This window comes from Flavobacterium sp. YO12 (genome assembly GCF_004119495.1).
In the GTDB taxonomy this organism is placed as follows: domain Bacteria; phylum Bacteroidota; class Bacteroidia; order Flavobacteriales; family Flavobacteriaceae; genus Flavobacterium.
Genome location: NZ_NRQU01000012.1, coordinates 56,343 through 74,779 on the forward strand (window position 1 = coordinate 56,343; position 18,437 = coordinate 74,779).

At 33.4% G+C, this 18,437-nt stretch carries 11 protein-coding genes; 8 read left to right on the top strand and 3 right to left on the bottom strand.

The window, feature by feature from the left end:
• The first annotated feature begins 19 nt into the window (after positions 1–19).
• The 4 genes from BOW55_RS05895 (at position 20) to BOW55_RS05910 (ending at position 8,855) form a co-directional block, all read left to right on the top strand.
• Positions 20–3,175, top strand: a complete 3,156-nt coding sequence (locus BOW55_RS05895; RefSeq protein WP_129023380.1) for an exodeoxyribonuclease V subunit beta — start codon at positions 20–22, stop codon at positions 3,173–3,175.
• Positions 3,176–3,255: 80 nt separating this feature from the next.
• On the top strand, positions 3,256–4,449 hold the full coding sequence (gene kbl, locus BOW55_RS05900) for a glycine C-acetyltransferase (protein ID WP_129023381.1): 1,194 nt from the start codon (positions 3,256–3,258) through the stop codon (positions 4,447–4,449).
• A gap of 113 nt (positions 4,450–4,562) precedes the next feature.
• The gene (locus BOW55_RS05905) at positions 4,563–6,026 is read left to right on the top strand and encodes an OmpA family protein (protein ID WP_129023382.1); all 1,464 of its coding nucleotides are present in this window, start codon (positions 4,563–4,565) and stop codon (positions 6,024–6,026) included.
• A gap of 63 nt (positions 6,027–6,089) precedes the next feature.
• Entirely contained in the window at positions 6,090–8,855 is a 2,766-nt protein-coding gene (locus tag BOW55_RS05910) for a PD-(D/E)XK nuclease family protein (RefSeq protein WP_129023383.1), read from the top strand.
• A gap of 57 nt (positions 8,856–8,912) precedes the next feature.
• Here BOW55_RS05910 and BOW55_RS05915 read toward each other — a convergent pair whose 3' ends face one another.
• Together BOW55_RS05915 and BOW55_RS05920 are read right to left on the bottom strand one after the other, a co-directional pair.
• Complete coding sequence (locus BOW55_RS05915) at positions 8,913–9,689, bottom strand: alpha/beta fold hydrolase (protein WP_129023384.1); 777 nt, start codon at positions 9,687–9,689, stop codon at positions 8,913–8,915.
• A gap of 28 nt (positions 9,690–9,717) precedes the next feature.
• Entirely contained in the window at positions 9,718–10,260 is a 543-nt protein-coding gene (locus BOW55_RS05920) for an RNA polymerase sigma factor (RefSeq protein ID WP_129023385.1), read from the bottom strand.
• Between the two features lie 166 nt (positions 10,261–10,426).
• Between BOW55_RS05920 and BOW55_RS05925 the strand changes: the two genes are divergently transcribed.
• From BOW55_RS05925 to BOW55_RS05935, 3 genes are all read left to right on the top strand, one after another.
• On the top strand, positions 10,427–11,566 hold the full coding sequence (locus BOW55_RS05925; protein WP_129023386.1) for a FecR family protein: 1,140 nt from the start codon (positions 10,427–10,429) through the stop codon (positions 11,564–11,566).
• Between the two features lie 217 nt (positions 11,567–11,783).
• Positions 11,784–15,110, top strand: coding sequence for a TonB-dependent receptor (locus tag BOW55_RS05930; protein WP_164975006.1), 3,327 nt, complete (start codon positions 11,784–11,786; stop codon positions 15,108–15,110).
• Between the two features lie 4 nt (positions 15,111–15,114).
• Positions 15,115–16,974: a RagB/SusD family nutrient uptake outer membrane protein gene (locus BOW55_RS05935; RefSeq protein ID WP_129023388.1), complete on the top strand. Its 1,860-nt coding sequence runs from the start codon at positions 15,115–15,117 to the stop codon at positions 16,972–16,974.
• Between the two features lie 98 nt (positions 16,975–17,072).
• Here the strand turns inward: BOW55_RS05935 and BOW55_RS05940 are convergent, their stop codons facing one another.
• Positions 17,073–17,876, bottom strand: coding sequence for a TIGR00266 family protein (locus BOW55_RS05940; RefSeq protein WP_089054662.1), 804 nt, complete (start codon positions 17,874–17,876; stop codon positions 17,073–17,075).
• A gap of 180 nt (positions 17,877–18,056) precedes the next feature.
• On the opposite strand from BOW55_RS05940, the gene BOW55_RS05945 reads away from it, so the two are divergent.
• Entirely contained in the window at positions 18,057–18,413 is a 357-nt protein-coding gene (locus BOW55_RS05945) for a hypothetical protein (RefSeq protein ID WP_129023389.1), read from the top strand.
• Positions 18,414–18,437: the final 24 nt, after the last annotated feature.

The following is an 18,437-nucleotide window of genomic DNA, read 5'->3' on the forward strand; positions in this document are numbered from 1 at the left end:
CATACAAAAGCTTAAACTTATGCAAAGTCCGTCTTTCTCTATTTATGATGCCTCTGCAGGATCAGGGAAGACGTATACTTTAGTTAAAGAATATCTTAAAATTATTCTTTCATCCCCAAAAAATGATGCTTATCGAAATATTCTTGCAATAACATTTACCAACAAAGCGGTTCATGAAATGAAAAGCCGTATTGTTGGGAGTTTGTCTGAATTTGAAAAAGAAGAACCTTCTGCAAAAGCAGTTGATTTAATGGAAGATTTGTCTCGAGAAACGGGGCTTTCAATTATTCAAATTAAAGTAAAATCTCAAAATATTATAAAGCACTTAATTCATAATTATGCGGCTTTTGATATTTCTACCATAGATAAATTTACTCATAAAGTGATTAGGGCTTTTGCTCATGATCTAAATCTGCCAATGACTTTTGAAGTTACGCTCGATACAGAGAATTTATTGGTTGAGGCAGTCGATGCAATTATTGCTCAAGCTGGTCAAGATGAAACGCTGACCAAATTACTGATCGACTTCACGATGGAGAAGACAGATGATGATAAAAGCTGGGATGTTTCTCGTGAAATTCTAGAAACAGGACGTTTGGTTTTGAATGAGAATAATCGAAATGAGATTTTGCACTTTAATGACAAAACAATAGAAGAGTTTGTTGAGATAAAAAAGAAAATGCTTGCTTTGTGCAAGGATTTAGAGTCGGAAAATGAACAATTTGCTATAGAAGCACTTTCGTTATTGGATGGGAATAGTATTGATCTGAAATCTTTTTCAAGAGGAACATTTCCAAATCATCTTGAAAGTATTCGTGATGGAAAGTTTAATCCAAGAAATAAAACTTTTCATGAGTTTGATGATATTGCAATCAATAAAACGGCAAAAGATAAAGCGGTAATAGAAAACTTGATTCCAGAATTACTGAATATTTTAAAGAAGATTTATAAGAACTTTGAGAAAAGAGATTTTTATAAAGCGTTCTTGAAAAATATTACACCTTTATCATTGCTTAATACAGTTAGTAATGAATTGGCGAAAATTCAGGCAGAACAAAATATTTTGTCCATTTCTGAATTTAATGCTATTATCCATCGAGAAATTCAGAATCAGCCCGCACCTTTTATATATGAACGATTAGGAGAACGTTATCGTCATTTTTTTATTGATGAGTTTCAGGATACCTCAGAAATGCAATGGCAAAATTTAATTCCATTAATTGATAATGCGCTTTCTGGTCAAGATGATTTAGGGAATAAAGGAACTTTGATGATTGTTGGCGATCCAAAACAGTCAATCTATAGATGGAGAGGCGGGAAGGCAGAACAGTTTATTGAATTAAGCAAAGATTCAAATCCTTTTAATAATCCAGATAAGGAAATTAAACACTTAAATACAAACTATAGAAGTTATAGCGAGGTTATTGAGTTTAATAATACTTTTTTTAAACTCATCTCGAGTGAGTTTTCAAACTTAGATTATAAAGATTTGTATGAAAATCATAGTTTTCAAAATACAAATTCAAAAAAAGGCGGATATGTAAATATTTCTTTTCTGCCAATAATTGAAAAAAATGAAGCGGAGGAAGAAGATGCTGTTGAAAAATCTGATTTGTATGTTTTGGAAACATTAAATACAATTCGAAAAGTTGTACAAGAAGGATTTGAATATAAAGATATTGTTATTTTAACTCGAAAAAGAGGTCAGGGAGTAGCAATTGCAAATTATCTAACAGAACAGCGAATTCCGCTTTTGTCATCAGAAACCTTGATGATTCAAAATGCAACAGAAGTTAGATTGATTGTTCATTTATTGAAGTATTTGAACAATAGCAGAGATTTGGAATCAAAAGCACATTTTCTTCATTTCTTAGGGAATACTTTGAGTGTTGAAATGCCAATACATGATTTTATTGCTCAAGGAATGGCTCATAAAAGTGAATCTGATTTTGAGAAATGGCTTTTGACTTTTGATGTTTCACTTTCTTTTGAAAATATTCGCAAAAAATCACTTTACGAAGCTGTAGAGATAATTATCTCAAAATTTATTCTTCCATCTGAGGGAAATGCTTATGTGCAGTTTTTTCTTGATATTGTTCTAGAAAGAGATATTAGAAATCAGGCTGGAATTGCTGATTTTTTAAATTACTGGGAAAAGAATTCTGAGAAATTTAGTATTCCCTCTCCAGAAGGAAATAATGCAGTTCGTATTATGACGATTCATAAATCTAAAGGTTTAGAGTTTCCGGTTGTAATTATGCCATTTGCGGAAGAAGATTATAATCGAAAACCAAAAGATAAATTATGGCTTGATACTGAAGCAGAAGATTTGGGAGTTCCAAGAGCTTTGGTTGATAATAGTAGTGCGGTTGAAGGTTTTGGAGAGAGTGCTTCGGTTGTTTTTAATGAAAAGAAGCAAGAAGAATTATTAGATAATATAAATGTCTTGTATGTTGCATTAACACGTGCAGAAGAACAATTGTATGTTATTTCGCAATCTTTAAAAGAAAGAAAAGATGGAGAGTGGCCTAATAATATGGCTTCCTATTTTATAAAATACCTAATCCATGAAGGAGTTTATGAGTCTGAGAAATTGGAATATGAATTTGGAAGCAAAACAAAACTTTCGATATCGTCAAAAGCTGCCGATTTGGTAAAAACAATTCCGATTGTAAAAGAGGTTTTGAATCCTAAAAATATTAAGATTGCTCAGAGAGAAGCGCTCATGTGGGGAACTCATCAGCAGGAAGCAATATCGTATGGGAATATTGTGCACGAAATCTTGGCTTTTGTAAAAGACAGGTCAGGTATTGATTTAGCAGTCACAAAATCAATTGAAAATGGATTAATTACAATTGAGCAGCGGGAAGCAGTTTTGAAAACGCTTTTAGAAATTGTTAATCATCCAGAATTAAGTGTTTGCTTTGATGGTGAAAATCATATTTTAAACGAGCAGACGATTGTCCAGAAAGAGGGGAAAATATTGAAACCAGATCGAATCGTGTTGACAAAAGATAAAAAGGCATTTTTACTGGATTATAAAACAGGAGCGGTTAATTCAAAGTATAAGCTTCAAATTCAGGAGTATCAGGACGCAGTAGAAGATTTAGGATATAAAGTGTTAAAAAAGGCTTTGGTGTATATAGGAACCGAAATCGATGTAGTAAATTTGTGAAAATATTAATCAGATGTTAAAGAATTATACGGTCAAAAATGGCTTATAGTGTTAATTTTTAACGTTTTAAATAAATTGAAATGTACGGTAAAATTAAAGAACACCTGCAAAAAGAATTGCAGGTAATTGAAGAAAACGGAATTTTTAAGAAGGAACGTATTATAACTTCTGCGCAAGATGCAGAAATAACTATTTCGACAGGAGAGAAAGTTTTGAACTTCTGCGCGAATAATTATTTAGGGCTTTCTTCGCATCCAGAGGTGGTTCAAGCGGCGAAAGACGCTATGGATACTCATGGTTTCGGAATGTCATCAGTTCGTTTTATTTGTGGGACGCAAGATATTCATAAAACATTAGAAAAAAAGATTGCTGATTTTTATGGTACAGAAGATACTATATTATATGCTGCAGCCTTTGATGCTAATGGTGGTGTTTTCGAACCTTTATTAGGAGAAAACGATGCGATTATTTCTGATAGTTTAAATCACGCTTCTATTATTGATGGAGTTCGTTTGTGTAAAGCAGCGCGCTACCGCTATGAGAACAATAATATGAATGACTTGGAGCAGCAGTTAATTAAAGCAAACGAAGCAGGTGCTCGTTTTAAATTAATCGTTACGGATGGAGTCTTTTCTATGGATGGTTTAGTGGCGCCGCTAGATAAAATCTGTGATTTAGCTGATAAATATGATGCAATGGTTATGGTAGATGAATGCCATGCTGCAGGTTTTATTGGGGCAACTGGAAAAGGAACTCTTGAAGCAAAAGGAGTAATGGGGCGTGTAGATATTATTACAGGAACCCTTGGAAAAGCTCTTGGTGGCGCTATGGGAGGATATACTACAGCTAAAAAAGAAATTATTGAATTGCTACGTCAGCGTTCAAGACCATATTTGTTTTCAAATTCGCTTGCGCCTGCAATTGTAGGGGCTTCTATTAAGGTTTTCGAACTATTAGAAAAAGATACTTCTTTAAGAGATAAATTAGAATGGAATACAAATTACTTTAAGGAAGGTATGAAAAATGCCGGTTTTGATATAATTGATGGTGATTCAGCAATTGTGCCAGTAATGTTGTATGATGCGAAATTGTCGCAGACTATGGCAGACGAGCTTTTAAAAGAAGGTATATATGTAATAGGTTTCTTTTTCCCAGTAGTGCCAAAAGAAAAAGCAAGAATCAGAGTGCAGCTTTCTGCGGCTCATACAAAAGAGCATTTAGACAAGGCTGTAAGTGCCTTTATATCAGTTGGAAAAATGTTAAAAGTTATATAATTACCACATTCGGGAAATTTTTGTAGGTTTTTTTTAACATTTGATTTTGTATTTAAAAAATTTGGTGTTACTTTTGCTTGTAATTAACTAAATTGTAATTAAAAAAATTAAGTATGAAACATCTTAACAAACTTTTAGTTGCTGTGATGATGGCGATGGGTTTAAGTTCTCACGCACAAGACAGTAACAATCCATGGGCGATCTCATTTGGAGTTAATGCAGTTGATACAAGAACTAGTTCTGGTGCAGGACACGGTTTCTTTGATCAGCACTTTTCTCAGCCATTCGCTGTAAAAGACAACTGGAACATTCTTCCTTCATTATCTTACATTGGTGTAAATAGATATGTAGGTAAAGGTTTCTCTGTTGGTTTACAAGGGTCTGTAAACAAAATTGATAAATATGTAACTTTCGCTCCAAATGCAGTAGGACACGATGGAAGAGGAAATGTTGTAACTAATCCTGGTGACTTAATGTACTACGGAATTGATGCTACTATCAAATACAGCTTCCAAGAATTAATCAAATCTAAAGTGATTGATCCTTCGTTATCTGTAGGTGGTGGTTACACTTTCTTTGGAGATAGCAGCTACGGAACTGTAAACCCAGGTGCTGGTGTTACTTTCTGGTTTACAGATGCTATTGGTCTTGAACTTGCTACAAGATACAAATGGTCAGTTAGTGGTGATAGACAAGATGCTACTGGTACTCCAGATGCTCCATCTCATTTCCAACACACTGCAGGTCTAGTTTTCAAATTCGGAGGTAAAGATACTGACGGAGACGGAATCTATGATAAAGATGATGCTTGTCCAGATGTTGCTGGTTTAAAACAATTCAACGGATGTCCTGATACTGACGGAGACGGAATCGTTGATGCTTCTGACGCTTGTCCAGATGTATTTGGTTTAGCTGCATTAAACGGATGTCCTGATACAGACGGAGACGGTATTGCTGATAAAGATGATGCTTGTCCAGATGTTGCTGGTTTAGCTGCTTTAAAAGGTTGTCCTGATACAGATGGAGACGGTATTGCTGATAAAGATGACAAATGTCCTACAGTTGCTGGTCCAAAAGAAAACGGTGGTTGTCCTTTCTTAGACGCTGACAAAGATGGTGTTGCTGATAAAGATGACGATTGTCCTACAGTATACGGTCCTGCTTCAAACAGAGGATGTCCTGAAGTTACAACTGAAGCTTTAGAAGATCTTAAAGTTCAAGCAAGAGCAGTTTACTTCAACTCAGGTAAAGCTACTTTCAAAACAGGAGACAAAGAAACTCCAGCTAGATTAGATGCAATTAAAGAAATCCTTAAAAACTATCCAAACGCGAAATTCTCTATTGAAGGACACACAGATAGTACAGGTTCTGCTAAATTGAATCAAAAACTTTCTGAAGAAAGAGCAAAAGCTGTATTAGATGCTTTAGTTCAAAGAGGTGTCAATCCAGAAAACTTAGAGTCTAAAGGATTTGGAGCTTCTCAGCCAGTTGCAAGTAACAAAACTGCTGCAGGTAAAGCACAAAACAGAAGAACAGAAATTAGACACATTGGTTCTAAATACCAAGGTAAAATTTAATTTACTTTCTAAATAAATATGAAAAGCCATTCTTAATTGAATGGCTTTTTTTATTTTTATCAAATGATAAATACTTCTTTTCTAGAAAAAATAGCGGCGGTTGTAATTCAAGATTATTCTGATAAACTTGCGGAAACTACTATTATTTTACCCAACAAGAGAGCTAAGGTTTTTTTAATCGAAGCGCTTAAAAAAGAAACTCAAAAAACAATTCTTTCTCCCAATATTATTAGTATTGAAGATTTTGTTCAAGACGTTGCGTCAATCCGTTCTATAGATGCAATAGAGCTATTGTTTGAGTTTTATGAAGTCTATTTGTCTATTACAGAAAAGCAAAATCAACAGTCTTTTGAGCTTTTTGCAAATTGGGCTAAAACGCTTCTACAGGATTTTAATGAAATTGATCGCTATTTATTAGATCCTTCATATGTTTTGTCTTATTTGAAAGACATCGAGGATATTAAAAAATGGGGAATTGAAGTTGAAAATAAAACAAAACTGCTAGAGAATTATATTGACTTCTGGAAACTTCTTCCATTGTATTATGAATCGCTTTATAGTCATTTGTTGAATAAAGCGATTGGTTATCAGGGCTTAATTTATCGAGAAGCAGTAAATAATCTGAATCATTTTTCTAATACAATTTCGAATCATAATTTTATTTTTGCAGGGTTCAATGCTTTGAATGCAGCAGAAGAAAGAATTGTACAACATCTTTTGGCTTTAGATCAAGCGAGAATTTACTGGGATGTTGACCAGACATTTCTAAATGATCCATTTCATGATGCCGGACTTTTTGTTCGTCGTTTTAAACAGAATTGGAAGCATTACAAATCACATCCTTTTGAATGGATTGTAGATGATTTTTCTCAAACTAAAAATATTCAAGTTATTGGCACTCCAAAAACAATTGGACAGGCTAAATTGGCTGGTAGTATAATTGAGGATTTAATTACTGCTAATCCCGCAGCAAGCCTTGATAAAGTTGCAGTTGTGCTGGGTGAAGAAAATCTGTTAATTCCAATTTTGTATGCACTTCCTTCGTCGGTTGGAGCATTAAATATTACGATGGGATATTCTGGAAAGAATAATCCGTCACAGATATTGGTGGCAAAATTTTTCAAAATGCATACTAATGCACTTTCTCGTGCAGGCGGCAGTTATGTTTTTTATTATAAAGATGTTCTGGATATTTTAACCCATCCGTTAGTTGAGCCATATGCTGATAGTGACCATTTGGTGAAAATCATTAAAGAGAATAATTATACTTTTATTACTTTAAACAAGATTTTAGAGCTAAACCCAAATCCGAGTAAGTTGTTTTCTTTACTGTTTCAGAAATGGGAGAATGGATCTATTGCGGTTTTGGAAAATATCTCGGCTATTTTGCTGCTGATTAAAGAAAATTTCAGCAATGATAATGAAGAAGAAAAAATTGCTAAGACTTTTGTGTATGCTGTTTTTAAAGTGATTAATAAACTGATTAATTATTATTCGCAGCATAAACACATTGATAATATTGATACACTTCATGCAATTTATAAGCAGATTATTGATGTGGCGGAGGTTTCTTTTGAAGGTGAACCTTTACGTGGTTTGCAGCTTATGGGAGTTCTTGAAAGTCGTGTTTTAGATTTTGAGACTGTTATTGTAACCTCGATGAATGAAGGGAAATTTCCTGCCGGAAAATCTCAAAATTCCTTTATTCCTTACGATGTTAAAAAAGAACTTGGATTGCCGACTTTTAAAGAGAAAGATGCGATTTATACCTATCACTTTTATCATTTATTGCAAAGGGCAAAAAATATTTATCTGATTTATAATACCGAAAATGATGGTTTAGATGCTGGGGAACGAAGTCGTTTTATTACGCAATTAGAAGTTGAAAAACAGTCTAAGCACAATTTGACTTTTGATATATATAATCCTGTTTTGCCAGATACGGCGTATCAACCAATGGTGGTTCCAAAATCAGAAGCGGTATTAGAACGTTTGAAAGAAATCGGTGCTGCAGGCTTTTCACCTTCGGCTTTGACAAGTTATATTAGAAATCCAATTGATTTTTATTTTCAAAAGATACTTCGTATTAGAGAAGTTGAAGAGGTAGAAGAGAATATTGCTTTAAATACGCTTGGAACTATTATTCATGAAACTTTAAAAGCGTTGTACGATCCTTTTGTAGATAAGTTTATTTCGGAGACGGATATTAAAAATTGCTTCAATTTGCTGGATGATGAAGTTTTAAAGCAGTTTAAATTAGTTTATAAAGAAGGTGAAATAAAAAAAGGCCGTAATCTTTTGGCTTTTGAAGTAGCTAAACGAAATGTCTCTAATTTTTTGAAAATGGAACTGGATTCTATAAAAAATGGAGATGCGGTTAAGATTATAGCTTTAGAGAAAACATTCGAGCGTGAATTAAATCACCCGAATCTTCCGTTCCCGGTTTTAATTAAAGGAAATGTGGATCGTATTGAACTTCGAAACGGAAGAATACGAATTATTGATTATAAGACAGGAAAAGTTGAAAAGGCTAATGTTGTGCTTAAATCATGGAACGGCTTAACACAAGAGCTTAAAAATGATAAAATTATTCAAGTTTTAGCTTATGCTTTCATGTTTGAAAATGAAGCAGGAGATATTCCTATGGAAGTTGGGATTATTTCGTTTAAAAACCTAAAATCAGGCTTTTTGCCATTTAGTTTCAAAGAAGATAAAGAATTGAATTTGACAGTGACTAACGAAATTTTAAAAAATTACCTAGAGGAAATTGTTTTGCTTTTAAAGGAAATCTTGGACGTTACTATTCCTTTTGAAGAAAAGATAAGTTAAGCAATCGTAAAATTGTTTGAAAATTTTATTCGGTAATAATAAGTGAATTTGTTTTTTTTAATTGAAAAAATTAAGCAGGATTGTTTTTAATTCTTCTTTGTTTTCGATGTGGCTCATATGTCCGTCTTCAAACGAAACTAATTCAACGGTCGTGTCATTAATTTGAGAAAGACTTTCTTCATAATTTAAAACGGGATCTTTTTTGCCTAAAACTAATAAAACAGGAAAACGATTTTCGTGTAAAAGTGCTTCTCTGTCTTTTCGTATTTTCATTCCTTCCAAAGAAGCTATAATTCCTTGTAACGGCGTTTTTAGAGCTTGTTCTTTTGCGTTTTCAATTTCATTTACTAATCGAGCGCGATTGTTTTCGCTGAATAAGTTAGCTATGGCTAAACTTACAAAGTTGACGTAGTTTTGTTTTACCGCTTTTATAGCGCGAGTTCTGTTTATTTTTTTTTCAGCGCTGTCTTCTTTAGAAGTTGAATTTAGTAAAACTAGTTTTTTAATGTTGTCTGGAAATAATTCGGCGAAAGCCAAACCAACGTAACCGCCCATAGAATGTCCAAGAATAGTTGCTTTTTCAATTTTTAAATGTTGTAAAACTTCATGAACAACATTCGCATTATCTTCCATTTCGTGAACATAACCTAGCGAATCAGATTCGCCGTGACCTAATAAATCGATTGTTATTACGCGATATTTTTCTGAGAAAATAGCAATATAATCTTTCCACATTTTTTTGTTTTCTAGAAAACCGTGAAGTAAAACAATTGTATTTCCTTTTCCAGTATCGGAGTAAGATATTTTTGTGTTTTTGTATAAAGTGTAATTCAAAATGTAAATTTTATATAGCAAAAATAAGTTATTTTATAAGCCATACGAAATATAGGATGAATTTTAAGTTCGAAGTGTTTTGAGATTCTCTTAAAGAGGCATATGCTCTTTTCATTTGTGTTTTTACCGTATTTATTGAGATGTTCTGATCTTCGGCAATTTCTGCGTAACTCAATCCTTCGACTACATGCGATATAAGAATTTCTCTTCTCGACTGCGGAATCTTGTCGATTAATGTTTGAATTTTAGGTTTTTTGTTTTCTTCTGTATTTTCAAATGCAAGTTCTTCTTCAGATTTTGGAAGGGCAATTTTTGCGTTTTTTAGACTGATAGTTTTGTTTTTTTCTAAATGCTGCAGACTTAAGTTTTTGATTGCTTTTGTGCCATAAGCCTTAAATGAAATAGTGAAGTTTAATGTTTCCTCTTTTTCCCATAGGTACATAAAAAAATCTTGTACCAGATCTTTTGCTACATCTTTATCCTTAACTATGCTAAAAGAGACTAAGGAAAAAAAAGCAAAATGTTCTTTGTACAAGGCTTCAAATACTTTTAAATCCTTAAAATTAAACATCTGAGAATTGCATTTATTCGTTCTGTAATGGATTACACGGTGTCAAATGTAAAATAAAAAGTTATTTATTTTCAACAAAGTGTAAAAAAAATCAAAATTTTTTGATTAGTTGTCACCCTAAAAAGCTTTTTTTCTAACCTATACAAATAACCACTTATATAAAACAATGAACAGAAACTCACAATTGCTTGATATCCTTAGGGAAATAGTGACGAAAAAGAACTTTGATACGTCTAAAATTGAATTACTGCCCTTAGAAGATCAGGAATTGATAAAAAATCTTCAGAGTAATGGTTTGCTTGAAGAGGCGCTGTTGTATTTGGAATCTATTGACGCGGATAAAAATTGGGAAGAATTACAATTGAAATTAAATCTGGAGAAAAAATCAGTTGTAATCAACTGGAGGAATATTTTTCAATATGCGGCAATGTTTTTTTGCTTATTAGGTTTAGTGTATGTTTTTCAATACAAAGCGGGTCAACAAAATAAAGCAGCAGTTTCTCCTAATGCTATTCAATTGGTTTTAGAAAATGGAGATATTCAGGTTTTAAATCCGAATGGAGAACAACAGATTATCAAGAAAAATGGAGAAGTAGTGGCTTCTCAAAAAGAAAATGAGATTAATTATAAATCAGCTAAATCAATGAACAAATTGGTTTACAACGAAATTAAAATTCCGTACGGTAAGACTTTTAAAATAACATTATCAGATGGAACATTGGTCAATATGAACGCTGGTTCTTCTTTGAAGTATCCGGTTCAATTTATTAAAGGTCATAATAGAGAAGTTGCTTTAGACGGAGAAGCTTTTTTTGATGTTGCAAAAGATAAAGCACATCCATTTATTGTTAAAACAAGAGGTGTAAATGTGAAAGTTTTAGGTACAAAATTTAATGTGAGTTCTTATAAAGAAGATACAGATATCAATACAGTTTTAGTCGAAGGTTCGGTGAGTTTGTCTGATGTCGCTAATGCAAATACAAAAACAACGCTGATTCCAGGTGAAAAAGGATCTTGGAATAGTAAAAATACAGACATAGCGATAGAGAAAGTAGATACCCGTTTTTATACCGAATGGATAAATGGAGAAATTGTTTTCAGAAAAACGGCTTTTAAAGATATTATAATAAAACTAGAAAGGACTTACAATGTTACTATTGAAAATAACAGGAAAGATATTTTAGATAAAAAATTCAATGCCAGTTTCAATAAGAATATTGAAAGTATAGAAAAGGTATTAGAAACAATGAGTAAAATTCAAGGCTTTACTTATAAAATAGAAGGAAAGCTTATAAAAATAAACTAACTATTTACTAACCAACCAAAAAAAAAAGAAATTATGAAGAGGATGTAATTTTTTGAGAAACATAAGAAGTAAAATCGGAAAATAGTACCAGTATTTCCCGATTTAAGTGTTTCAAACGACGTATCGAAATTAAATCATTTAAAATCAATCCAAAATTATGAAAAAAATAATTAAGAGGAATTGGCTTAGTCCTTATTTGCCTAAAATTAGTCTAAGAATGAAACTAACCACATTATTACTGATACTTTCTTTGATGAAAATTCAAGCAAGTGTCTATTCGCAAAATACAAAGCTTACATTTAATATAAAGAATGCACCAGTCGAAAAGCTGTTTAACAAAGTAGAATCTGTTTCAGAATACAGATTTCTTTTTGAAAGCAGTATCATTGACCTGAACAGAAAGGTGACAGTTAATGTAAAGAAAAAGGGGATAACCGAAATATTAGAAGAGGTTTTTAAAGGAACCGATATTTCTTATACGATAAATGATCGCCAGATTATTTTGGTAAAGAAAAAACAGCAAGTACATCTTCAGGAAAAGAATACAGTTCAGAAAGTTGTAATCGAACAAGGTATTGAAGTTACAGGAGTTGTAACCGACTCGAAGAATATGCCCATACCAGGAGCGAATGTTATTGAAAAAGGAACTAAAAATGGAGTACAAACCGACTTAGACGGAAAGTTTATAATTCGTATAAATGGAGCCAATAGTGTTTTAGTTTTTTCTTTTATAGGATTTGAGAATAAAGAAGTAACAGTTGGTCAAAGTAAGTCTTTGAGCGTGATTTTAAACGAGCAAAATGCAGCTTTAAATGAAGTTGTAATTGTTGGTTACGGCGCGGTAAAGAAAAAAGATTTAACAGGAGCTGTAGCAACAGTGAAATCAACGGATATTGCTTTAAGTCCAGTTTTAAGTCCGATGGAAGCACTTCAAGGGAGAGTTTCGGGCCTGGATATTCAACGTGGATCTGGAAAAGCAGGAACATCTCCAAAAGTTTTATTAAGAGGAAATAGATCTTTGACAGCAAGTCAGGATCCGTTGTATATTGTTGACGGACTTCCTTCAAGCATCGATAATTTGAATCCGAATGATATTGAAAGTATTGATGTTTTAAAAGATGCTTCGTCTACTGCAATTTACGGTTCTTCGGGTGCAAATGGAGTTATTATTGTTACCACTAAAAAAGCAAAAGCAGGAAAAACGCAAATTGACTTTAACAGCTATTTTGGACTAAATGGATTTTCTTCTTTTCCTGCCCCCCTTACAGGAGAGAAATGGTTAAATTATAAAAAAGACCGATTTTACTTAGACAATGGTTACCAAGCAACAAATTTAACAGATTTAGGGTTAAACGCATCTGCAGTTGCCGCGATTGAAAAAGGACAATATGTAAACTGGATCGATAAAACTTTACAAGTAGGAACGCAGCAAAACCATAATCTTTTTATGAGAGGCGGATCTGAAAAAGTACAAGGGTATTTTTCTTTAGGATATATAGGTGAAGAAGGAATTTATGAAAATGATAAAGTAAACAGCTTTAATTCCAGAGGAGGAGTTGATATTAAATTTAGTAATAAATTTAAAACAGGTTTCCAATTGATTTTAAACTATCGTAAAAACAGCACAACCAACAGTAGAATTAATAAAGCATACAGCGTTTATCCTTTAGGAGTTCCGTTTGATGAAAATGGTGTTGTGAATCTTTATCCAATCGAAGGAGATCAAAACAACATTAGTATTTTGGCAAATAATTATCCAGGAGCTTTTGCTAATGAATCATTAAGTTATAATGTACAATTCAATCCTTATCTGGAGTTTGAATTTGCTAAAAATTTTAAGTTAAGATCTAATTTAGGAACTCGATTTTCAGGAAGCAGAGCAGGGACTTTTCAAAACAAAAATTCATACAATCTGTTAACGGAAGGTAGAACTGCTAGCGAAGCTACTTATAATAATGAACTGGCTTATAGTTATATATGGGAAAATATTTTGAGCTATAACTTTAAAATTGGTAAAGATCATGATTTTGGTTTAACAGGAATTACTTCTTGGGCAGACAGCAGATCAGAAGGAGCTTATTTAGGCGGTAATGGTATAGATTACGATGACTTTAAGTTTTATAATATGGGGGCGGTAAAAAATCTAACTACCAGAATGAATGCTTACAGCCAGTTTAACAGAATGTCATTTGCGGGTCGTTTTAATTACAGCTTTAAAGGAAGATACTTATTTCAATTAACCAATCGCTGGGATGGAGTTTCTCCGTTGGCGGAAGGCAATAAATGGGCATCTTTTCCATCTGCATCATTGGCTTGGCGTATCAGCGATGAAAGTTTTATGGAAGGAACGAGTTCATGGCTGAATAATTTAAAACTGAGACTAGGTTATGGTGTTTCGGGATCGGCAAATATTGATCCTTATTCTAGTTTGACTCGTACCTCTACTAAAACAAGCAGTCTTTCTCTTGGCGGCGGTACAGCTTTACCAATGTATGTTCCTACTGAGCATATTTCAAATTCAGATTTAACTTGGGAACGTTCTACAAATACTAATTTAGGTTTAGATGTTTCTGTTTTGAAAAATAGAATTGATCTTGTAGCTGAATATTATTGGACAAATACAGATGGTATTTTATGGGATCGTCGTCTGCCTACAAGTTCAGGAGGTTACGATGCTAAAACACCTTATAAAAAGACTTCTAATATTGCAACTTCTCAAAACAGAGGTTTTGAACTTTCTATAAATACTAAAAATATTGATACGGAAAATTTTAAATGGAATACTTCATTCACCTTTACACATGCCACAGAAAAGCTGACTAATATTGATTTAGGGAACTTAACCGTGAATGAATTAATTTCTGAAGGTCTTTTCATTGGGCAGACTCCAGCATCAGGTGGTGTGTTTTATGATTATAAAAAAATAGGAATCTGGCAATTGGGTCAAGAAACCGAAGCTGCTTTGTATGGTGCCAAACCTGGAGACATAAAATTGCAGACAGTGCCGCAAGTTGATGCTAATGGAGTTTCTGATAATGGAGTACACGTTTATTCTACAAAAGACAGAATGATTGTAGGAAACAATGTTCCAGATTATTTCTTTGGTTTCCAAAACACATTTAAGTACAAGAATTTTGATCTTACAATATTTGTAAACGGAAGACAAGGCGGTATGATGCGTGCTCAGGTTTTAGGTTATTGGAACAAAGAAGCACAGCCGGAAACGTATAGTTACTGGACGCAAGATAATCCAACAAATGATTTTCCTAGACCGGGAGGTAGTTTTAATACACAATTTCAATCGTCATTAGAGCTTGTAGATGCATCATATATAAAAATCAAGAATATTACACTTGGTTATTCTATGCCGGAAGATTTTCTTAAAAAAACGGGTCTAAGTAATATGAGACTTTATATAACATCTTATAATCCTTTTGTTTTTAGCCGTAGTCATTTGTTGAAAAATGTAGATCCAGAAAGTGGAGGATCAGATTCATTCCCATTATTTAAACAAGTTGTTTTCGGTCTTAATTTATCATTGTAGTATCATGAAAAAATATATAAAATTAAAATCAGTAATTGTCTTAATGTTTTTTATGGCTGGATTAACTCAGTCATGCAGTTTAGACGAAAAAAATCTTACAACTGTTTCTTTGGATAAATCCTATAGCGAAAGGCCGGGATTCGAAGGATTAATCAACAGTTGTTACGAGAATTTATATTTCCTGCACGGAAAGGTTGATTACATAGCGCCTACAGAAGCAGGAACTGATTCTTGGGAAAACGTGAGTAATAGTGGAATTGGTTTTACGCAATACGCCAGTCAGTTAAATCCTGATGATGGAAATATTAAAGTAATTTGGGGTACAGCTTACACCACTATTAATCTATGCAATACTGCAATTTATTATTCAAAAGATGTAAAAGGTTATGCTTCTACAGAAGAGTTGAATGCAAAATTGGCAGAAGCTTATTTCTTGAGAGCCTTTAGTAATTTTACATTGGTGGAACAATTTGGAGGTGTAGTTTTAAGAACAAAATCGTCTATTATTGAAGGAGCAGATAACGCCCCAGTGCGTAGTTCCGAGAAAGAGTTTTACGACCTAATTATTGAAGATTTAAAATTTGCCTGTGCAAATCTCCCAGTGCAGCAGACTTTACAAGGGCGAGTGGCTAAGAAAGCGGCTTATGGATTATTGTCAAAAGTATATCTGCAGAGAACAAGATTAGGAGACGCTCCAGAATATGCTAAATTGGCTTTAGAAACTGCTGAAGAATTAATTAATAATGCGACAAAATATCAGACTGCTTTATATTTAAGTGACAATTCTAAATCAGGATTTAAAAAGCTATGGGAAGGCAGCAATAATAAGAAAAATACAGAATTTTTGTTTACTCAGGGAATCGATCCGGGAGGTCTTAATCCAGAAGGTTTCAACAGAGGAAGAACAAGACAGTATTATTTGCCAGATTTAGCAACCAGAGGAGCAGAATGGGGAGCAGGAGCAACTAGTATTTTGTACGGACGAGCCAATAGCCGTTTGCTAAAACCAAGTAAATATTTGCTGACAGAAGTGTTTACGCCAGTACCATCACCAGCAGATACACGTTTTGCAGAAACATTTACGTACAAGTTTTATGCGGCAGCAAATAAAACAATTACGCAAACCATGGCGACCGCTTATAAAAAAGATCCTTCGGTAGTTGGTTATACCATTAAAAATACATTAGCTCAGGCACTTCCGGCAGTTAATTTTTATTCGCAAAGAATAGAGGAGCAAATTAATATGAATAATGATGAAGGTTTAGCTGTGTTCACTCCAAATTGGAATATCGATCCAGTTGCGAAAAGCAAAATGCCAATGCTTGTAGCTGACCCAAGCGATATTTTTGAACCGGGAACCAATAAGTATAAGGATCCTGCAATGTATCCAAACGATCCAAATCTTATTAATATTTTTCCAGCCATGCGAAAATTTTCTGCAGCACTGTATTGTCAAAGCAACCAGTATTGGTTAGGAGATATTCCTATTATTCGTTTGGGAGAAGTGTATTTGATAGCGGCAGAAGCAGCTATTTTAACAGATAATCAGGCTAAGGCATTGATCTATGTAAATACTCTTAGAAAAAGAGCCGCGTTAACATCAAGAGAAAGCGAAATGTTGGTTTCAGGTGCTCAAATGAATATCGATTTTATTTTAAAAGAAAGAGCAAGAGAGTTATCTGGCGAACATACAAGATGGATTGATCTAAAACGTACAGGAAAGTTAACTAAAACTTATTTAGATCAGACAAATCCAATCGCAGGAACAAATTTTGTTGAAAGTAAACATACTGTTAGACCAATTCCGAGATCATTTTTGGATGCAATTTCAAATGCCAAAGAATTTGGTACTAATGGGTATTAAGTGCACTTTTGGTTAGGTGCTTTGGGCAGTTCGAAAGAGCTGCCCTTCTTTTTTTATAAATTAAAATGACTTCCATTTCTGAAAGTCATTCTATAAAATTAAAAACGATTATCGCCATCCAAAAGATTTCCTAATCCGCCAAGTAAGCTTCCTTCATCACGACTGTTTCCTCCAGATTTTGGTGCCGATGCAATAATGCGGTCAGCCAGTCTCGAGAAAGGCAGCGACTGTATGTAAACCGTTCCCGGACCTTTTAAAGTAGCATAAAATAATCCTTCACCGCCAAAAATAGAATTCTTGATTCCGCCAATAAACTCAATATCATAATCTACATCTTTGGTAAAACCAATAATACAGCCTGTATCTACTTTTAAAACCTCACCGTGACCCAATACTTTTTTGGCCATTGTTCCGCCAGAATGTACAAATGCCATTCCGTCTCCTTCAATTTTTTGCATGATAAAACCTTCGCCTCCAAATAAACCGCGTCCTAATTTCTGAGAAAATTCTATTCCAACAGAAACACCTTTGGCAGCGCATAAAAAGGAACTTTTTTGACAGATAAATTTACCTTGAAATTCGGTTAAATCAATCGGAAGGATTTTTCCCGGATAAGGCGATGCAAATGATACTTTACTTTTAGTATTTCCTTGGTTTAAAAATGCCGTCATAAACAAGCTTTCGCCAGTAAGAACTCTTTTACCAGCATTTAAAAGTTTGCCAAACAAACCAGATCCCTGTTGCTGAGAACCATCTCCAAATATCGTTTCCATCTGAATATTGTTTTCCATCATCATAAAACTGCCAGCTTCGGCAATTACAATTTCCTGCGGGTCTAGTTCTATTTCAACATACTGCATTTCTTCTCCAAAAATCTGATAATCTATTTCGTGTGCTTGCATAATTTCTAGGTTTTTTGTTTTTTAAAATTAGACAAAAAATATCGTAGAATGTTACAGTCTTTAACGCACTTCGGCTGTTTTTAAGAACATTATATGATTTTGTTATTTTAAATTAGTCTTAATTATGTTTTTTATTGCTTTAAATTCTATATTTTTGCACCGTTATTATATTTTATCAGAATGGCATTAGTTAGTGATTTGACCACCAAAGTATTATTTGAAACCGAAAAAGGATACAGTTATCAATGTGATTTGACCAATAGTATAATCATCAATTTTGTTGATACAGTGTCAAGTTATAGAATTCAGGATTTTTTGATTTTTCAAAGAAAGGTTAACAGCGTTGACATTCTTAACATGCTTTATGACTTATCTGATCAGTCAGACGCTCAGTTGATTGAAACTACCAAAAGAAATTTTTCTAGAAATCTTACCATCTGCGAAATAGTGCAGTTGAGAGATTTATTAAACGGAACAAAATTTACCCTTACTTTACATTCTATGCTTTGCAATATTGTTAATGTAGAGCTTATTTAGATTCTTACTTAGATTAAATCCAAA